Origin of the sequence: Spongiactinospora sp. 9N601 (assembly GCF_044326295.1) — a bacterium.
Taxonomy (GTDB): Bacteria; Actinomycetota; Actinomycetes; order Streptosporangiales; family Streptosporangiaceae; genus Spongiactinospora; species Spongiactinospora gelatinilytica.
The window spans coordinates 708,735-724,716 of record NZ_JBIRBB010000002.1; the positions used below are offsets into that span (position 1 = coordinate 708,735).

At 72.1% G+C, this 15,982-nt stretch carries 14 protein-coding genes; 13 read left to right on the forward strand and 1 reads right to left on the reverse strand.

What is annotated here, in order from left to right:
* Positions 1 to 69 precede the first annotated feature (69 nt).
* The 4 genes from ACH34R_RS06890 (at position 70) to ACH34R_RS06905 (ending at position 2,893) form a co-directional block, all read left to right on the forward strand.
* A complete protein-coding gene (locus ACH34R_RS06890; RefSeq protein WP_397560424.1) occupies positions 70 to 726 on the forward strand; it encodes an HAD family hydrolase in 657 nt (218 codons plus the stop codon).
* A 148-nt stretch (positions 727 to 874) separates the two neighbouring features.
* Positions 875 to 1,381 carry a DUF6912 family protein gene (locus ACH34R_RS06895; RefSeq protein ID WP_111167015.1) on the forward strand — a complete coding sequence of 169 codons (507 nt, stop codon included), beginning with the start codon at positions 875 to 877 and terminating at the stop codon, positions 1,379 to 1,381.
* Positions 1,382 to 1,393: 12 nt separating this feature from the next.
* Complete coding sequence (locus ACH34R_RS06900; protein WP_397560425.1) at positions 1,394 to 2,044, forward strand: HAD family hydrolase; 651 nt, start codon at positions 1,394 to 1,396, stop codon at positions 2,042 to 2,044.
* A gap of 93 nt (positions 2,045 to 2,137) precedes the next feature.
* Positions 2,138 to 2,893 (forward strand): HAD family hydrolase, encoded by a 756-nt coding sequence (locus tag ACH34R_RS06905; RefSeq protein ID WP_397560426.1) that lies wholly within the window; start codon positions 2,138 to 2,140, stop codon positions 2,891 to 2,893.
* 77 nt (positions 2,894 to 2,970) lie between these two features.
* On the opposite strand, the gene ACH34R_RS06910 is transcribed toward ACH34R_RS06905, so the two are convergent.
* On the reverse strand, positions 2,971 to 4,521 hold the full coding sequence (locus ACH34R_RS06910; RefSeq protein ID WP_397560427.1) for a penicillin-binding transpeptidase domain-containing protein: 1,551 nt from the start codon (positions 4,519 to 4,521) through the stop codon (positions 2,971 to 2,973).
* 109 nt (positions 4,522 to 4,630) lie between these two features.
* Between ACH34R_RS06910 and ACH34R_RS06915 the strand changes: the two genes are divergently transcribed.
* The 9 genes from ACH34R_RS06915 to ACH34R_RS06955 all read left to right on the forward strand — a co-directional run bounded on the left by ACH34R_RS06915 (position 4,631) and on the right by ACH34R_RS06955 (position 15,979).
* Positions 4,631 to 5,554 (forward strand): LysR family transcriptional regulator, encoded by a 924-nt coding sequence (locus tag ACH34R_RS06915; RefSeq protein WP_397560428.1) that lies wholly within the window; start codon positions 4,631 to 4,633, stop codon positions 5,552 to 5,554.
* The gene (locus ACH34R_RS06920) at positions 5,551 to 6,423 is read left to right on the forward strand and encodes a serine hydrolase (protein WP_397560429.1); all 873 of its coding nucleotides are present in this window, start codon (positions 5,551 to 5,553) and stop codon (positions 6,421 to 6,423) included. Before ACH34R_RS06915 ends, ACH34R_RS06920 begins: the two co-directional genes overlap by 4 nt.
* A 50-nt stretch (positions 6,424 to 6,473) precedes the next feature.
* Entirely contained in the window at positions 6,474 to 8,408 is a 1,935-nt protein-coding gene (locus ACH34R_RS06925) for an acetoacetate--CoA ligase (protein ID WP_397560430.1), read from the forward strand.
* A 45-nt stretch (positions 8,409 to 8,453) separates the two neighbouring features.
* Positions 8,454 to 8,681 (forward strand): hypothetical protein, encoded by a 228-nt coding sequence (locus ACH34R_RS06930; protein WP_146607359.1) that lies wholly within the window; start codon positions 8,454 to 8,456, stop codon positions 8,679 to 8,681.
* A 6-nt stretch (positions 8,682 to 8,687) separates the two neighbouring features.
* The gene (locus ACH34R_RS06935; RefSeq protein WP_397560431.1) at positions 8,688 to 9,320 is read left to right on the forward strand and encodes a hypothetical protein; all 633 of its coding nucleotides are present in this window, start codon (positions 8,688 to 8,690) and stop codon (positions 9,318 to 9,320) included.
* A 108-nt stretch (positions 9,321 to 9,428) separates the two neighbouring features.
* Complete coding sequence (locus ACH34R_RS06940; RefSeq protein WP_397560432.1) at positions 9,429 to 9,896, forward strand: hypothetical protein; 468 nt, start codon at positions 9,429 to 9,431, stop codon at positions 9,894 to 9,896.
* Complete coding sequence (locus ACH34R_RS06945; RefSeq protein WP_111167024.1) at positions 9,890 to 10,147, forward strand: hypothetical protein; 258 nt, start codon at positions 9,890 to 9,892, stop codon at positions 10,145 to 10,147. The genes ACH34R_RS06940 and ACH34R_RS06945 overlap by 7 nt, the downstream gene beginning before the upstream one ends.
* Positions 10,148 to 10,238: 91 nt before the next feature.
* Complete coding sequence (locus tag ACH34R_RS06950; protein WP_397560433.1) at positions 10,239 to 11,054, forward strand: tryptophan 2,3-dioxygenase; 816 nt, start codon at positions 10,239 to 10,241, stop codon at positions 11,052 to 11,054.
* A 44-nt stretch (positions 11,055 to 11,098) separates the two neighbouring features.
* The gene (locus tag ACH34R_RS06955) at positions 11,099 to 15,979 is read left to right on the forward strand and encodes an NAD-glutamate dehydrogenase (protein ID WP_397560434.1); all 4,881 of its coding nucleotides are present in this window, start codon (positions 11,099 to 11,101) and stop codon (positions 15,977 to 15,979) included.
* Positions 15,980 to 15,982: the final 3 nt, after the last annotated feature.

Sequence of the window (15,982 nt, forward strand, 5' to 3'; positions counted from 1 at the left end):
GCGGGGGGCTGAATCGCCGCTTTCGCCATCTTTTGCATACCCTTGGGGGACGGCGAGACAGGAGGCGGAATGTACAAGGGTGTGCTGGTCGACTGGGGCGGGGTGCTCACCACGGGCCTGCCCGACGCCATCGGCGAATGGATCGTCGCCGACCGGATCGACGCCTCCCACTACCAGGACGTGATGCGCGAGCTGATCCTGCACGCCTACGAGGACGAGCCGGGTGGTACGGACCGCGCCCGCAACATCGTCCACGCCCTGGAGCGCGGCGAGATCGACCCCGCCGACTTCGAACGCGACCTGGCCGCCCGCCTGGTCACCCTGGACGGCGTGCCGCCGCTCGCCGACGGCCTGCTGGCCCGCATGTTCCTCGGCTTCCGCCCGGTCGAGCCGATGTACGCCATGCTGACCGCCGCCCGCGCCGCGGGGCTGCGCACCTGCCTGCTGTCCAACTCCTGGGGCGACTACTACCCGCGCGAGGGCTGGGACCTGCTGTTCGACGCCGTGGTGATCTCCGGCGAGGTGGGCATGCGCAAGCCCGAGCCGGGCATCTTCGAGCACGCGCTCGGGCAGGTGGGCCTGGCCGCCGGGGAGTGCGTGTTCGTGGACGACATCGAGGCCAACATCGTGGCCGCGCGGGAGCTGGGCATCACCGGCATCCACCACCGCGACCCCGTCGAGACCATCGGCCGCCTGGAGACCCTGCTGCGGACGCCCCTGGGGTGAGCCGGGCCGGGCCCGCGCCGCGCGTTCGGGCGGTTGTGCGCGCACCGCGCGGCCGGGGCTGGCACACTCTTGCAATGACCGGCGCCCTTCGGCGCCGCCCTGCGTAACCACCGGGGTCCGGCGTGATCCCGTCACGATCGAGGAACCCATGCGCGTCTACCTGCCGAGCACTCTCCCCGCGCTGGCCCGGGTGGCCGCCGCCGGAGAGCTCGGCCCCGCCCCGCTCACCGGCTTCGCGGTCACGCCGTCGCTGGTCGAGTGGTACGTCTCCGGCGACACCGAGGAGCTGGAGTACGTCGCCCTGACCGAGGCGGCCCGCGCCTCGCTGCGGATGCTGGCCGCCGACCGCGCCGACGGCATCGCCGTGGCCGCCCGCCGCGTGGTGATCGCCGCCGAGGTCGAGGACGCCGACGTCCGGCCGTGCGCCGGGCTCGAAGACCGCGGCCGGGTCCGGCTGGGCGAGCCCGTGCCGCTCGCCGCCATGGCCGCGGTCCACGTGGACGACCTGACCGCGGTGCTCGACGTGGACGCGGCCGTCGCCGCGCTGCCCGCGGCCGACCAGGGCGACGATGACGCCCGGTTCACCGTGGACGGCGCCGAGGCCCACGAGCTGCTGTGGTACGCAACCCAGGAGATCGACGACCTGCTCCGATAAAATGGCCGCTCTATGAAGCATGACAAATCGGCCACGCACATCGTGTGGGATTGGAACGGCACACTCTTCCATGACATCGAGGCGGTCGTCGGGGCGACCAACGAGGTCTTCCGGCCGTACGGCCTGCCCGCGCTGACCGCCGACGGCTTCCGCGAGGTCTACACGCGGCCGATCTGGCTGCTTTACGAGCGGATGCTCGGCAGGTCGCTGCGCGACGGCGAATGGGCGCTGCTCGACACCGCCTTCCACGAGCACTACCACCGGCTGATGCTCGACTGCGGGCTCGCCGGCGACTGCCGCACCAGCCTGACCGAGTGGGAGCGGGCGGGCGGATCGCAGTCGCTGCTGTCGATGTGGACGCACGAACGGCTGGTGCCCAAGGTCGCCGAGTTCGGCATCGACCCGCACTTCCGCCGGATCGACGGGCTGCGCGCGGCGGCCGGCGGGCACAAGGCCGAGCACATGGTCGCGCACCTCGCGGCCCTGGACGTGGACCCGGCGGAGGTGCTGGTGATCGGCGACAGCCTCGACGACGCGCACGCCGCCCAGCACGTCGGGGCCAGGGCGGTGCTCTACACCGGCGGGATGTCGCTGCGCACCGAGCTGGAGACGCTGGGCGTGCCCGTGGTGGACACCCTCGCCGAGGCGCTCGGCCACGCCTGAGCCTCGCCGAGACCCGATCGGGCGGGCGGGGCGACCGGGCCACCGGGCCGGCCGTACTCTTGGGGGGTCGTCCGCGATCTCGCGCGGCGCATCGTGCGACACCCCCCGAGCCCTCCGGAGGCCCCGATTAACCGCCTCGTTCTGTGGAACATCGACCTGACGCTGGTCGATGTCACCATCGTCGCCCGCGACGCCTACGCGGAGGCGTTCCGGCAGGTGACCGGGCGTCCGCTGGTGAAGCTCGCGCCCGCGCTCGGCCGGCCGGACTCCGAGATCATCTTCGAGACGCTGGCGATCAACGGCGTGGACGCCCAGGACGACCACCTGCCCCGCTTCATCGAGGCGCTGGGCACCGGCTTCGCCGCCCGCCGCGACCGGCTGGCGACGCAGGGCCGGATGATGCCCGGGGCCGCCGACGCCCTGGCCGGGGTGGCCAGGCTGCGCGGGGTCGTCCAGTCCGTGCTCACCGGCACGATCAAGGGCAACGCGGTGCACAAGCTCGCCGCCTTCGGCCTGTCCCGGCACATCGACTTCGAGGTGGGCGGGTACGGCGAAGAGGTCTACCCCAAGGCCACCCTGCTCCAGGTCGCGCAGAGCCGGGCCAAGGCCAAGTACGGCCGCGTCTTCGACCAGTCCAGCACCGTGCTGATCGGCGACTCCACGCGCGATGTGCAGGCGGCCAGGATCGGCGGGGCCGCGATGATCGCGGTGGCCTCCGGCCGGTCCACCGACGCCGAACTTCGCGCCGCCGGCGCCGACCTGGTGCTGCCCGACCTCGCCAACCCCTCAGAGGTCGTCGCGGCCGTCGCCCGCCTCACCGGCGACCCCACCGGCCGCCTGGCCGGCTGACCGCGGCCCGGCGGAGCGCGGCCCGGCCGCCGGGCAGCCGACGTCATCGGCCCCGGCCGGGTGGCCGATGGGGCGGGTCAGCCGTCGGCGGGGAGGGCGGACAGAAAGCGGGCGGCGACCGGGGCGGCGACGGCCGGGCCGGAGCCGCCGCCCTCGACGATCACCGCGAACGCCAGGTCGCCGCGGTAACCGATGAACCACGAGTGGGCCGGCGGCTCCTTGCCCGAGCCGTACTCCGCGGTGCCCGTCTTGCCCGCCGAGCCCGCAGGGAAGGACACCTTGTTCGCGGTGCCCTCGCTGACCACCGCGGGCATCAGCGACCGCAGCGCGCTCACCACCTCGGGCTCCACCTTGCGCGGCTTCGACCCGCCGGGCGGCACCAGCTCGGCGGCGACCAGCCGGGGCGGACGCCAGGTGCCGTCGGCGATGGCGGCGGCCACCGCCGCCATGTTCAGCGGGCTGGCCAGCACCCGGCCCTGCCCCATCGAGGCCGAGGCCAGGTCGGTGTCGTCCCTGGGCGCGGGATACTCCGCCCGTACGGCGGGCACCCCCGGCGTGATCGGCGCGCCGAACCCGAACCCGGCCGCCACCTCGCCCAGCCGCCCGCCGGCAAGCCGCCGCACGCTCATCTCGCCGAACGTGGTGTTGCACGAGTGGGCGAAGGCGTCCCGGAACGACAGGCTCCCGTAGTCGTGGAACTGCGCGTTGTGGAAGGGGAACCCGCCGATGTTCCGCTCGGCCGGGCACTGCACCGTCTGGTCCGGCCGGATGCCGTCCGCGACCAGCGCCGAGGCGGTCACCACCTTGAACGTGGACCCCGGCGGATACTTGCCGAGCAGCGCCCGGTTGAACCCGCCCGGCTTGTTGACCGCGGCCAGCAGCTCGCCGGTGGAGGCCCGCAGCGCCACCAGAGCGACCGGCTTGCCCACCTTCTCCAGGGCCTTCGCGCCCGCCCGGTGGACCTTGAGGTCGATGGTCGTGGCCAGCGGCTCGCCCGCCCGCGTCCCGGTCTCGGCCAGGGTGCGGACCGTCTTGCCCTTCTCCTGCAACACGACCTTGCCCGCGGCCGACCCGATCAGCCGCCCCCGGTAGGTCTCCCGCAGCCCTTCGACGAGCTGCTGCACCGAGCCGGGAGCGTCCGGTCCGTCGATGCGCTCCCCGCCCGCCGCCGTGATCGGGGCGAACTCCGGCTTGACGGTGACCGCCTTGATCGTGCGGCCGGGGGCCAGGCCCGGGTGAATCGCGGTGGGCGTCCAGGCCACCCGCCAGGCCCGCTCGTGCTCCACGAGCCGCAGCGCCCCGTCATAGGACCAGTTCACCGTGCCGCGCAGGTCGGCGCGGAAGGCCACCTTCGTGGCGTCCTCGCCGGCCTCGGCCTCCCCGGGCCGGAACGTCGCGGACGTGAGGTCCAGGCCGCGGGCGAGGGCGGTGTGCCTGCGCTCGAAGTCGGCCGGCGGGCCGACGGTCAGCCGCCGCATCGCCGCGTAGTCCTTTCGCGCCCAGGCGGCGAGGTAGGCCGCGGCGGTCTCCTCCGGCGAGCCCTGGGTGCGCAGCGCCCACAGCGCGCCGCCCGACGCCAGCGCCGCGACAAGGACCGCGATCCCGCCGATCAGCAGCCGATTCCGCATGTGTGACCCCCGATGTTCGTGTGCCGTTCGAGAACACCAGAGAGTCGCCGTCATGTCCAATACGGCTATCTATCAGGATCACATAGTTGTTTGGATATCATCGCCGTTCATGGACCTTGTCCGGCACCTGCGCTACTTCACCGTGCTGGCCGAGGAGTTGCACTTCGGCAACGCCGCCATCCGGCTCGGTATGGCCCAGCCGCCGCTCAGCCAGCGGATCAAACGGCTGGAGGAGGAGCTCGGCGTGCGGCTGTTCGACCGCTCGGCCCGGCAGGTGCGGCTCACCGACGCCGGCCGGATGCTGCTCGGCGAGGCCAGGGAGATCGTCGCCCGGGCCGACCGGCTGATGGAGCTGGCCAGGCACGGCATCGGCGGCGCGCTGAAGGTGGGCGTGCCGCCGGACCTCGGGGCGGCGGTGATCGCGGCGCTGGTGGAGAGCCTGCGCGAGCGAGATCCCGGGCTGCGGCCCGCGCCCGCCGAGATGTGGACGGCCGACCAGGTGGCCGCGCTCACCGGGGGGCTGCTCGACTTCGGCATCGTGCGGCACCCGATCACGGCCCAGGGCCTGCGGTTCGGGGCGATGCTGGTGCAGACGCCCGGCGTACTGCTGCCCGCCGACGACCCGCTGACCGCCGGGTCCACCGTCCATCTGGCCGATCTCGCCGGTCGTGACCTGGTGCTCTTCCCCAGGGAGGGCGAACCCGGCCTGCACGCCGAGACCGTCGCCGAGTGCCGCAGGCACGGGTTCGATCCGCCCGCCGTCCACCACGGGATGTCGCTCGGGCTGGTGCTGGCCGGTTCGGCGGTGGCCTTCGGGCCGCGGGCGGACGTCCCGGGGGTTCGCTGGCGTCCGCTGCTGGGGTCGCCGCTGGCCTGGCGGGTCTCGACCGCGTGGCGCGACTCGACGCCCTCGGCGGCGGAGTTCGCGACGATCGCGGAACGCATCCTGAAGGAGAACGCCGGGATGACCGAGGAGGGCGCGGCCCCCCGGCGGCGGCCCAGGCAGCGCCCGGCGACGGGGTTCCTGGCATGACGGCCGCCGACGCGTTCGACCCCGGCGGGCTGCTGCGCGCGGCCGGGGTCACCGGCTGGCTGCACGCCGCCGACATCGACACCGGCGCGCAGGTCGGTTTCGGCGCGCACGCGGCGGTGCCGACCGCCTCGGTCTTCAAGCTGCCGCTGCTGGTCGCCTTCGTACGGCAGGCCGACGCCGGGCTGCTGGACCCCGCCGAGCGGGTCGCCGTACCGGCCGCCGACCGCGTCTTCGGGCCCACCGGCATCTCCGCGATGCTCGACGACGTCACCGCCTCGCTCCGCGACCTGTGTTACCTGATGATCGCGGTGAGCGACAACACCGCCGCCGACGTGCTGCTGTCGCGGGTGGGCATCGACGCCGTCAACGCCATGCTGGACGACCTCGGCCTGACCGCCACCCGCGTCCTGCACGACTGCCGGGAGATGGCCGCCCTGCTGGACACGGACGGCGGCGAGTGGCCGGTCACCGACCCGGCCGTCATCGCCGGGCTGCGGGTGCTGGACCCGGCGAGCACCAACCGCAGCACCCCCGCCGAGCTGACCCGGCTGCTCGGCATGGTGTGGCGGGACGAGGCGGCGAGCGCCGAGTCGTGCGCCTTCGTGCGCCGGCTGCTCGGCCTCCAGGTCTGGCCGCACCGGCTGTCCTCGGGCTTCCCCTATGACGACGTGTCGGTGAGCGGCAAGACCGGCACGCTGCCCACCCTGCGCGCGGAGGCCGGCGTGGTCGAGTATCCCGACGGCGGCCGGTACGCCGTCGCGGTCTTCACCCGCTCGCACGCGACCGCCCTCAACCAGCCCCGCGCGGACGCCGTCATCGGCACCGCCGCCCGGATGGCCATCGACCACCTGCGGACTCACGCCGGCTAACGGGGAGGCCGGTGGTGACTTTCCGCGCACACGGCGACAAGATGTGTGCCATGGTTGCGGATGCTGTTGAGGAAGGCGCGCTGCTCTGGGAGCCGACCGCCGAAGTCGTGACGAATGCCCGGATCACCCGCTATGCGGAGTGGCTGGGCCGCGGCGAGGCCGGATATCAGGAGCTGTGGCAGTGGTCGGTGGACGACCTGGCGGGGTTCTGGTCGTCGATCTGGGACTACTTCGGCGTGGTCGGCGAGCGTGGCGAAGGGCCGGTGCTCGGCGGGGCGATGCCGAAGGCCGAGTGGTTCCCCGGCGCGACCCTCAACTACGCGGCCAACGCGCTGCGCCGCGCGGACACCGCACCGGACCGGCTCGCGATCATCGCCCGCGACGAGCGCGGCACGCGGACCACGCTGACCTACGCCCAACTCCGTGACGAGGTCGCACGCGTCCGGGCGGGCCTGGTACGGCTGGGCGTCGGCCCCGGCGACCGGGTCGCCGGCTACCTGCCCAACGTCCCGGAGGCGCTGATCGCCCTGCTGGCCACGGCGTCGCTGGGGGCCGTGTGGTCCTCCTGCTCGCCCGACTTCGGGGTGCCGAGCGTGACCGACCGGTTCGCGCAGATCGACCCCAAGGTCCTCATCGTCGTGGACGGCTACCGCTACAACGGCAAGGAGTACGACCGGACGCAGGCCGTACGCGACATCGCGGGCAAACTGCCCGGCCTGCGGGCCACCGTGTGGATCCGCGCCCTCGGCTCGGCCGCGGCCGACGGCGACACCGAGTGGGCCGACCTCCGCGCGGAGGCCGCGCCGATGGCCTATGAGCCGGTCGGGTTCGGCCACCCGCTGTGGGTGCTCTACTCCAGCGGCACCACCGGCCTGCCCAAGCCGATCGTGCACGGCCACGGCGGGATCGTGCTGGAACACCTCAAGACCCTCTCCTTCCACCAGGACCTCGGCGAGGACGACGTCTTCTTCTGGTACACCACCACCGGCTGGATGATGTGGAACTACCTGGCCGGCGGGCTGCTGGTCGGCGCCACCCTGGTCCTGTACGACGGCAGCGCCACCCAGCCGGACACCGCCGCGCTGTGGAACATCGTGGCCGAGGAGGGCGTGACCTACTTCGGCACCGGCGCGCCGTACATCATGGCCTCGCTCAAGGCCGAGCTGCGGCCCACCGGCCTTTCCCGGCTGCGCGGCATCGGCTCCACCGGCTCGCCGCTGCCGCCCGAGGGCTTCGCCTGGGTCTACACCCACGTCAGGCCGGACATCCCGCTCGGGTCGTTCGCGGGTGGCACCGACGTGTGCACCGGCTTCGTCGGCGCGGTCCCGCTGCTCCCGGTACGCGCGGGCGTCATCCCCTGCCGCTGCCTGGGGGCCCGCATCGAGTCCTTCGACCCCGAGGGCGCCCCGGTGGTCGGCGAGGTGGGCGAACTCGTGCTGACCGCGCCCATGCCGTCCATGCCGGTGATGTTCTGGAACGACCCGTCCGGCGAGCGCTACCGGGACAGCTACTTCGCCGAGTACCCGGGCGTGTGGCGGCACGGCGACTGGCTGAAGATCCTTCCCGACGGCGGATGCGTGATCTACGGCCGTTCCGACTCCACCCTCAACCGGGGCGGCGTGCGGATGGGCACCAGCGAGTTCTACCGGGTCGTCGAGCGCTTCACCGAGATCGCCGACAGCCTGGTCATCGACACCGGCCGGCTCGGCCAGGAGGGCCGCCTGCTGCTCTACGTCACCATGGCCCCGGGCGAGGCGCTCACCGACGACCTGGTGTCCCGGCTGCGCACGGCGCTGCGCACCGAGCTTTCGCCGCGCCACGTCCCCGACGCGATCCACCAGGTCCCCGGCATCCCGCGCACCCTGTCCGGCAAGAAGCTGGAGGTCCCGGTACGCAAGATCCTGCTCGGCACCCCGGTCGAGCAGGCCGCGAATCCGGACGCCATGGCCAATCCCGAAGTGCTCTCCCACTTCATTCCCGAATGACCCAAAGCACTTGTTCTCTCACTCGTGTCGCGATGCAATGTGCCCATGACTCGCGAGCAGGTGGAGCGGGCACTGCGCCGGGCCGAGGAACTGACGGCCCAGGTGCGCGGTGATCTGGACCGCGCGCTGGGCCTGATGTCCCGGCAGGTCTGGACGGGCGCGGCGGGCGACCGGTTCGGCGACGAACTGGCGGCCTCGCGGGCCGCCCTGCTCGGCGCGTGCGACGGGGCGGTCGATGAGCTGCGCGCCCTGCTGGCTCGGACTCCGAAGTAGCCGCCGGTGGAGCTTGAGGGAATGGTCCCCGCCGGGGTGCGGGCGCTGATGGAGGAGTTGCGCAGGGCGGAGTCCTCGCTGTCGTCGGCGGGGGCCGAGCTGTGGGGCCTGCTGCGGGCGGCGGGCCTTCCCGCCGCGCACGCCGAGACGGTCCGCCGCCTGGGGTCGTGGGCGGGGCGGCAGGTCACCGATGTCAACCGCCGCCTGTTGCTGCTCGAACGCCTGGTGGAGCACGACCCGCAGCGGTTCCGCGAGGGCGAGCAGGTGTTCGTCAACTCCGAGGTGTTCGCCCCCGGCCCCCCGGTGCCGACCGGATCCCCCGACGACCCCGGGCAGGCCGCCGCGAGCGTGTCCGGCCTGGCCGGCACGCTGTGGAAGTTCGCCCCGGCGCGCCGGCTGGCCGACCCGGACGGCTGGCGGCGCGAGTCCGGGGATACGGCCGAAGGGCTGGTCTACGGCGTGCGGCAGCCCGTCGGGTTCGCCCACGACGCGCCCGACTGGGCGACCTGGGCCGCCGCCCCCGGCCGCGCCGTCGGGCGGCTCGCGCCCGAGGCCCTGATGGCCGCCGCGGCCGGGCACGACGAAGCCGATCCCGGGGCCCGGCCGTCCGGCCTTCCGTCGGAAGGCGGCCCCGGATGAAGGCGTCCGCCCAGGGAGGCGGGACAATGACGATGAGGTGTGCGACGCGGTTCCGGCGCCGGCGAGGGCGTGGGGCGATCGTGATTCCGACGAGGATCAGTGGGGCAGATGGCTGAGCGGGTCCAGTACTACGCGATGGTGCTCCTTCTCGGCCCGGGCGACCGGGACGGCCCGGCGGGGCTCGCCCGGCGGCGGGTCCGGCAGAACGGCGTGGCGGTGGACGAGGCCATCCACCGCGACCTCAAGTGGCACCCCACCGGCAAGATCCGCGCCTGGGAGCGCGGCGACGTGGCGGGCGACCTCATCGAGATCTCCCAGGAAGAGGCCGAGCGGATCATGGTGCGCTTCCGGGAGCAGTTCGGAGGTGAGGGGACGAGCGACCCGCGGGCCCCAAAAGCACGGCGGCGTCTCCGGCGGCCACCGGGGACGGCGACCTGGCCGAGGCGGCCGGGCGCTACGCGGGCGGCACGCTCGACGCCCGCAGGCTGCACGACGTCTTCTGCGGGTCCGACATCTTCTGCGAGGCCGCCGAGGCGCCCGGATTCATCGCCAGGCGCATCGACGGCGGGATGGTGATCCCGGTCTTCAGCTCGCTTCCCGCGCTGGTCGGGTTCGCCGCCAGAGACGCGCTGGTACGGTTCGCGGCCGGCCGGACCGGCTGGTTCAGCGCCCGCGGCCAGGACCTGCTGGACCTGCTGCCCGACGGGTTCGACCTGCTGCTCGACCCCGGCACGCCGCACGCGGTGCGGTTGCGCGCCGGGGCCACCGAACGACGGGTCGTGGTCGCCCTCGGAGTACGGCCGGGCGGGGGACGGGTGCCGCGTTGACGTACGGTGGCTTTTCAGGTGATATCGGATACGGCGATGCATTGGGTGTGTCTCCCGGTCAATGACGACCGGGCGGAATGGGGGGTGTCAGGTGAGTGCCGTCCCGGACGGGGAAGGGCCGGCGAAAGCCGTACCGCCCCGTAGCTTCGGTGAGGAGGGCGCGCGCCTGTCGTACGGCGCCTACCTCCGGCTGCCCGAACTGCTCGCGCAGCAGGTGCCGCAATCCTCCGCCCCCGACGAACTCCTGTTCATCACCGTTCACCAGGTGTACGAGCTGTGGTTCAAACTGCTGCTGCACGAGCTGGAGCAGGCCAGGGACGCCATGGCCAGGGGTGAGCTGTGGCTGGCCGGCCACAAGTTCAGGCGGGTCCACACGATCGAACGCGTGCTGGTGGAGCAGGTCGAGGTCCTGGAGACCATGACCCCGCAGGACTTCCTGGAATTTCGCGCCCTGCTGGCGCCCGCGAGCGGGTTTCAGTCGGTGCAGTTCCGGGAGCTGGAGTTTCTATCCGGGGCCAAGGACGCGGCCTACCTGGAGAGGTTTCGCGGGGCGAGCGACGTGGAGGTCGCCCGGCTGCGGCGGCGCCTTTCCGAGCCCACACTATGGGATGCTTACCTGACCGCGCTCTCCCGGCGAGGGCTCCCGATCTCCGACGACGAGATCATGGAGTCTCTGCTCACCGTGGCCCGTGACCGGGGATCGCACGACGATCTGTGGCGGCTGGCGGAGGATCTGCTGACCCATGACGAGACCGCCGCGCACTGGCGGATGCGCCACGTGCAGATGGTGGAGCGCCAGATCGGCACGAAGTCCGGTACGGGCGGCTCGACAGGGGCACCGTACCTGAGAGGGCGGACCCTGCTGCACTACTTCCCTCTCTTGTGGGAACTTCGCTCGTGGCTGTGAATCCTGACGAAGTGACCACCCTCACAAAGGAGTGAGACAGCGACATGTCGCTCGATGAGGCCAAGGACGATCTGCTCAAAGCCGCGGCCGAGACCTGCGCGCATCGGGCCGGTGGCGATAATGTGAGCGTGGCGGAGGCCGTCGACGTCCTCCGCACCTACTACCGGCACGTCGCGCCCGAGGATCTGCTCGACCGCGACCCGGTGGACGTCTACGGCCCCGCGATGGCGCACCGCAGGCTCGCCGGGCACCGCCCGCAGGGCCGGGCCCTGGTGCGCGCCTACACCCCCACGCTCGAGGAGAACGGCTGGGAGCCGGGCCATTCGGTCGTGGAGGTGGTCACCGACGACATGCCGTTCCTGGTCGACTCGGTGACGATGGAGCTCGACCGGCAGGAGATCGGCGTCCATCTGGTGGTACACCCCCAGATCGACGTGCGGCGCGACATGACCGGCAAGTTGCTCGACCACGGCGACGACGATGTCACCGGGCAGCGGCTCGCCGAGTCGTGGATGCACATCGAGATCGACCGGCAGCCCGACCAGGCGGTGCTCAAGCAGCTCGAAGCCGACCTTCAGCGGGTGCTCGCCGACGTGCGCTACGCCGTCGAGGACTTCCCGAAGATGCGGGCGCTGGCCGTGCGGACCGCCGAAGACCTTTCGGTGTCGCCACCGCCGCTGCCGCCGGCCGAGGTCGAGGACAGCCTGGACCTGCTGCACTGGCTCGCCGACGGGCACTTCACCTTCCTCGGGTACCGGGAGTACCGGCTGGCCCAGGAGGGCGACGGCGACGCCCTGCACGCCGTACCGGGCACCGGGCTCGGCATCCTGCGCATGGACAAGGCGGGCTCCGACAGCTTCGCCGCGATGCCCGCCGAACTACGCGCCAAGGCCCGCGAGAAGCAGATCCTCATCATCACCAAGGCCAACACCCGCGCCACCGTTCACCGGAACGCCTACCTCGACTACGTGGGCGTCAAGCTGTTCTCGCCGGACGGCGAGGTGGTGGGGGAGCGGCGCTTCCTCGGGCTGTTCACCCACGTGGCCTACAACGAGTCGATCTCCCGCATCCCGGTGCTGCGCCGCAAGCTGGCCGCGGTGATCCAGGAGACGGGCTTCGCCCCCGACAGCCACGACGGCAAGGACCTCATCGAGACCCTGGAGACCTTCCCCAGGGCCGAGCTGTTCCAGATCTCGGTTGACGATCTGGCGCCGATGGCGCTCGGCGTGCTGCGGCTGCGCGAGCGCAAGCAGGTCCGGCTGTTCCTGCGCCGCGACGACTACGGCCGCTACATCTCCTGCCTGATCTACTTGCCGCGCGACCGCTACACCACCAAGGTCCGCACCCGCATGCAGGAGCTGTTGCTCACCGCGCTCGGCGGCAGCTCGATCGACTACAGCGTGATGATCGGCGAGTCGGCGCTGGCGCGGCTGCACGTGGTGGTCCGCGGCGAGCGGGGCAGGCCGCTGCCGGAGACCGGGGCCGGCGTGGACGCCGAGGAACTGGAGGCCCGGCTGGCCGCCACCACCCGCACCTGGGAGGACGACCTGGCCGACGCGGTCACCGAGCTGTGCCCGGAGCAGGAGGCCCCGGCCCTCATCAAGCGCTACCAGGCCGCGTTCCCCGAGGCGTACAAGGCCGACTTCCCGCCCCGGATGGCGGTGGCCGACCTGCGCCGCCTGGAAAGGCTGGCCGAGGGCGACCACGACATCGAGATCAACCTCTACGAGCCCTACGACGCGGCCGAGGGCGAGCGCCGCCTGAAGGTCTACAAACTCGACCAGCCCATCTCACTGTCCCACGCGCTGCCGCTGCTGTCGCGGCTCGGCGTGGAGGTCGTGGACGAGCGTCCCTACGAGGTGGACCGGGACGGCGACCCCTCCACCAGGGACGCCTGGATCTACGACTTCGGGCTGCGCTGCGCCGCCTCGCCCGAGGTCGCCCCGGAGGCGTTCAAGGACCTGTTCCAGAACGCGTTCACCGCGCTGTGGACGGGCGAGGTGGAGGCCGACGGCTTCAACGCCCTGGTGCTCCAGGCGGGGCTGACCTGGGAGCAGGTCATGATCCTGCGGGCCTACGCGAAGTACCTGCGCCAGGCGGGCTCCACGTTCAGCCTCCAGTACATGCAGTCGGTGCTGGTCGGCAACGTACGGCTGGCCCGCCTGCTGGTGCTGTTCTTCGAGGCGCGGCTGGACCCCAGGCGGGCCCCCGAGGTGCGCGAGGAGGTCAGCGAGGCGCTGCGCGAGGAGATCCTGGGCGCGCTGGACGACGTGGCCTCCCTGGACGAGGACCGCATCCTGCGGGCCTTCCTGGAGATGATCCAGGCGACCCTGCGGACCAACCACTTCCAGCGGGACGCGGAGGGGCTGCGCAAGCCGTACCTGGCGCTGAAGTTCGACCCGCAGGCGATCAGCGTGCTGCCGCCGCCCCGGCCCAAGTACGAGATCTTCGTCTACTCGCCGCGCGTGGAGGGCGTCCACCTGCGGTTCGGCAAGGTCGCCAGGGGCGGCCTGCGCTGGTCGGACCGGATGGAGGACTTCCGCACCGAGATCCTCGGCCTGGTCAAGGCACAGATGGTGAAGAACACCGTGATCGTGCCCACCGGCTCCAAGGGCGGGTTCGTGGTCAAGCGCCCGCCCGCCTCCGGCGCCCGCGAGGACGTGCTGGCCGAGGGCATCGCCTGCTACCGGATGTTCATCTCCGGCCTGCTCGACCTCACCGACAACCTGGTGAACAACGAGGTCGCCCCGCCGCCGGACGTCGTGCGGCACGACGGCGAGGACACCTACCTGGTGGTCGCCGCCGACAAGGGCACCGCGACCTTCTCCGACATCGCCAACGCGGTCGCCAAGGAGTACGGCTTCTGGCTCGGCGACGCGTTCGCCTCCGGCGGGTCCATCGGCTACGACCACAAGGCCATGGGCATCACCGCGCGGGGCGCGTGGGAGTCGGTGAAGTACCACTTCAGGTCCATCGGCGTGGACGTGCAGACCACCGACTTCACCGTGGCCGGGATCGGCGACATGTCGGGCGACGTGTTCGGCAACGGGATGCTGCTGTCCCAGCACATCCGCCTGGTGGCCGCGTTCGACCACCGGCACGTCTTCCTGGACCCCGACCCCGACGCGGCCAGGTCCCACGCCGAGCGCGCCCGCCTGTTCGCGCTGCCGCGCAGCTCCTGGGACGACTACGACAAGTCGCTCATCTCCACGGGCGGCGGCGTGTGGCCGCGTACCGCGAAGTCCATTCCGATCACCCCGCAGGTGCGCGCGGCGCTCGGCATCGCCGGCGACGTCATGGCGATGCCGCCCAACGAGCTGATCAGCGCGATCCTGACCGCGCCGATCGACCTGCTGTGGAACGGCGGCATCGGCACCTACGTCAAGGCGAGCGGCGAGAGCAACGCCGACGTGGGCGACAAGGCCAACGACGGGCTCCGGGTCAACGCCGCCGACCTGCGCTGCAAGGTCGTCGGCGAGGGCGGCAACCTGGGGCTGACCCAGCTCGCCCGGATCGAGTTCGCCAGGAACGGCGGGCTGATCAACACCGACTTCATCGACAACTCGGCCGGAGTGGACACCTCCGACCACGAGGTGAACATCAAGATCCTGCTGGACCGGGTGGTCCGCGACGGCGAGCTGACCGACAAGCAGCGCAACCAGCTCTTCCTCGACATGACCGACGAGGTCGCGAGCCTGGTGCTGCGCGACAACTACGCCCAGAACGTCGTGCTGGCCGCCTCCCGCGCCCAGGCCCCGGCCATGCTGCACATCCACGCCCGCTACCTGCGCAGGATGGAACGCGAAGGCCGGGTGGACCGCAACCTGGAGTTCCTGCCCTCGGACAAGGCGCTGGCCGAGCGCCGCCAGGCGGGGCTGGGGCTGACCGCGCCGGAGTTCTCGGTGCTGCTGGCCTACACCAAGCTCGGCACCGACGCCGCGCTGCTGGCCTCCGATCTGCCCGATGATCCCTACCTGGCGTCCTGGCTGGTGTCCTACTTCCCCTCCGAGCTGCGCGAGCGGCTGCGCGCCCAGATGGACTCCCATCCGCTGCGCCGGGAGATCATCACCACCCGCGTGGTCAACGACCTGGTCAACTCCAGCGGCACGACGTTCGTGTTCCGGTTCGGCGAGGAGATCGGCGCCTCGGTCTCCGACATCGCCCGCGCCTACCTGGTGACCCGCGAGGTCTTCGACATGCCGACCTTCTGGCGCGCGGTGGAGTCGCTGGACAAGGTGGACACCGGCACGCAGATCGCCATGCTGCTGGAGGCCCGCAAGCTCACCGAGCGGGGCACCCGCTGGCTGCTCGGCAACCGCAGGCCGCCGCTCGACCTGGCGTCCACGGTGAACTTCTTCGCGAAGGAGATGAACGGCCTCATTCCCCACCTGCCGAAGCTGCTGTGCGGCCCCGACCTCGCCGCGTTCGAGGAACGCCGGGACGGCTTCGTCAGCCGCGGCGTGCCGTACGAGCTGGCCGAGCGTACCGCCGCCATGGTGCCCGCCTACTCCACGTTCGACCTGGTGGAGGTGGCCTCGCTCATCGGCCGCCCGGTGAGCGAGGTGGCCGAGGTCTACTTCGACCTCGCCGAGCGGCTGCAACTGGCCAGGCTGCGCGAACGCGTGATCGCGCTGCCCCGCGACAACCGCTGGAACTCCATGGCCAGGGCGGCGCTGCGCGACGACCTGTACGCCGCGCACGCCTCGCTCACCCGCGACGTGCTCACCCACAGCAAGCCGGGACTGTCTCCCGAGGAACGCCTGGCCAACTGGTCGGAGGCCAACTCCGCGGCGGTGGCCCGCTCGCGGCAGACGCTGTCGGAGATCTGGGAGAGCGACACCTTCGACCTCGCCACGCTCTCGGTCGCGCTGCGCGCCATCAGGACGCTGGTGGCCACCAGCAGCCTGCCGCACAGCGAGGCGTGAGAG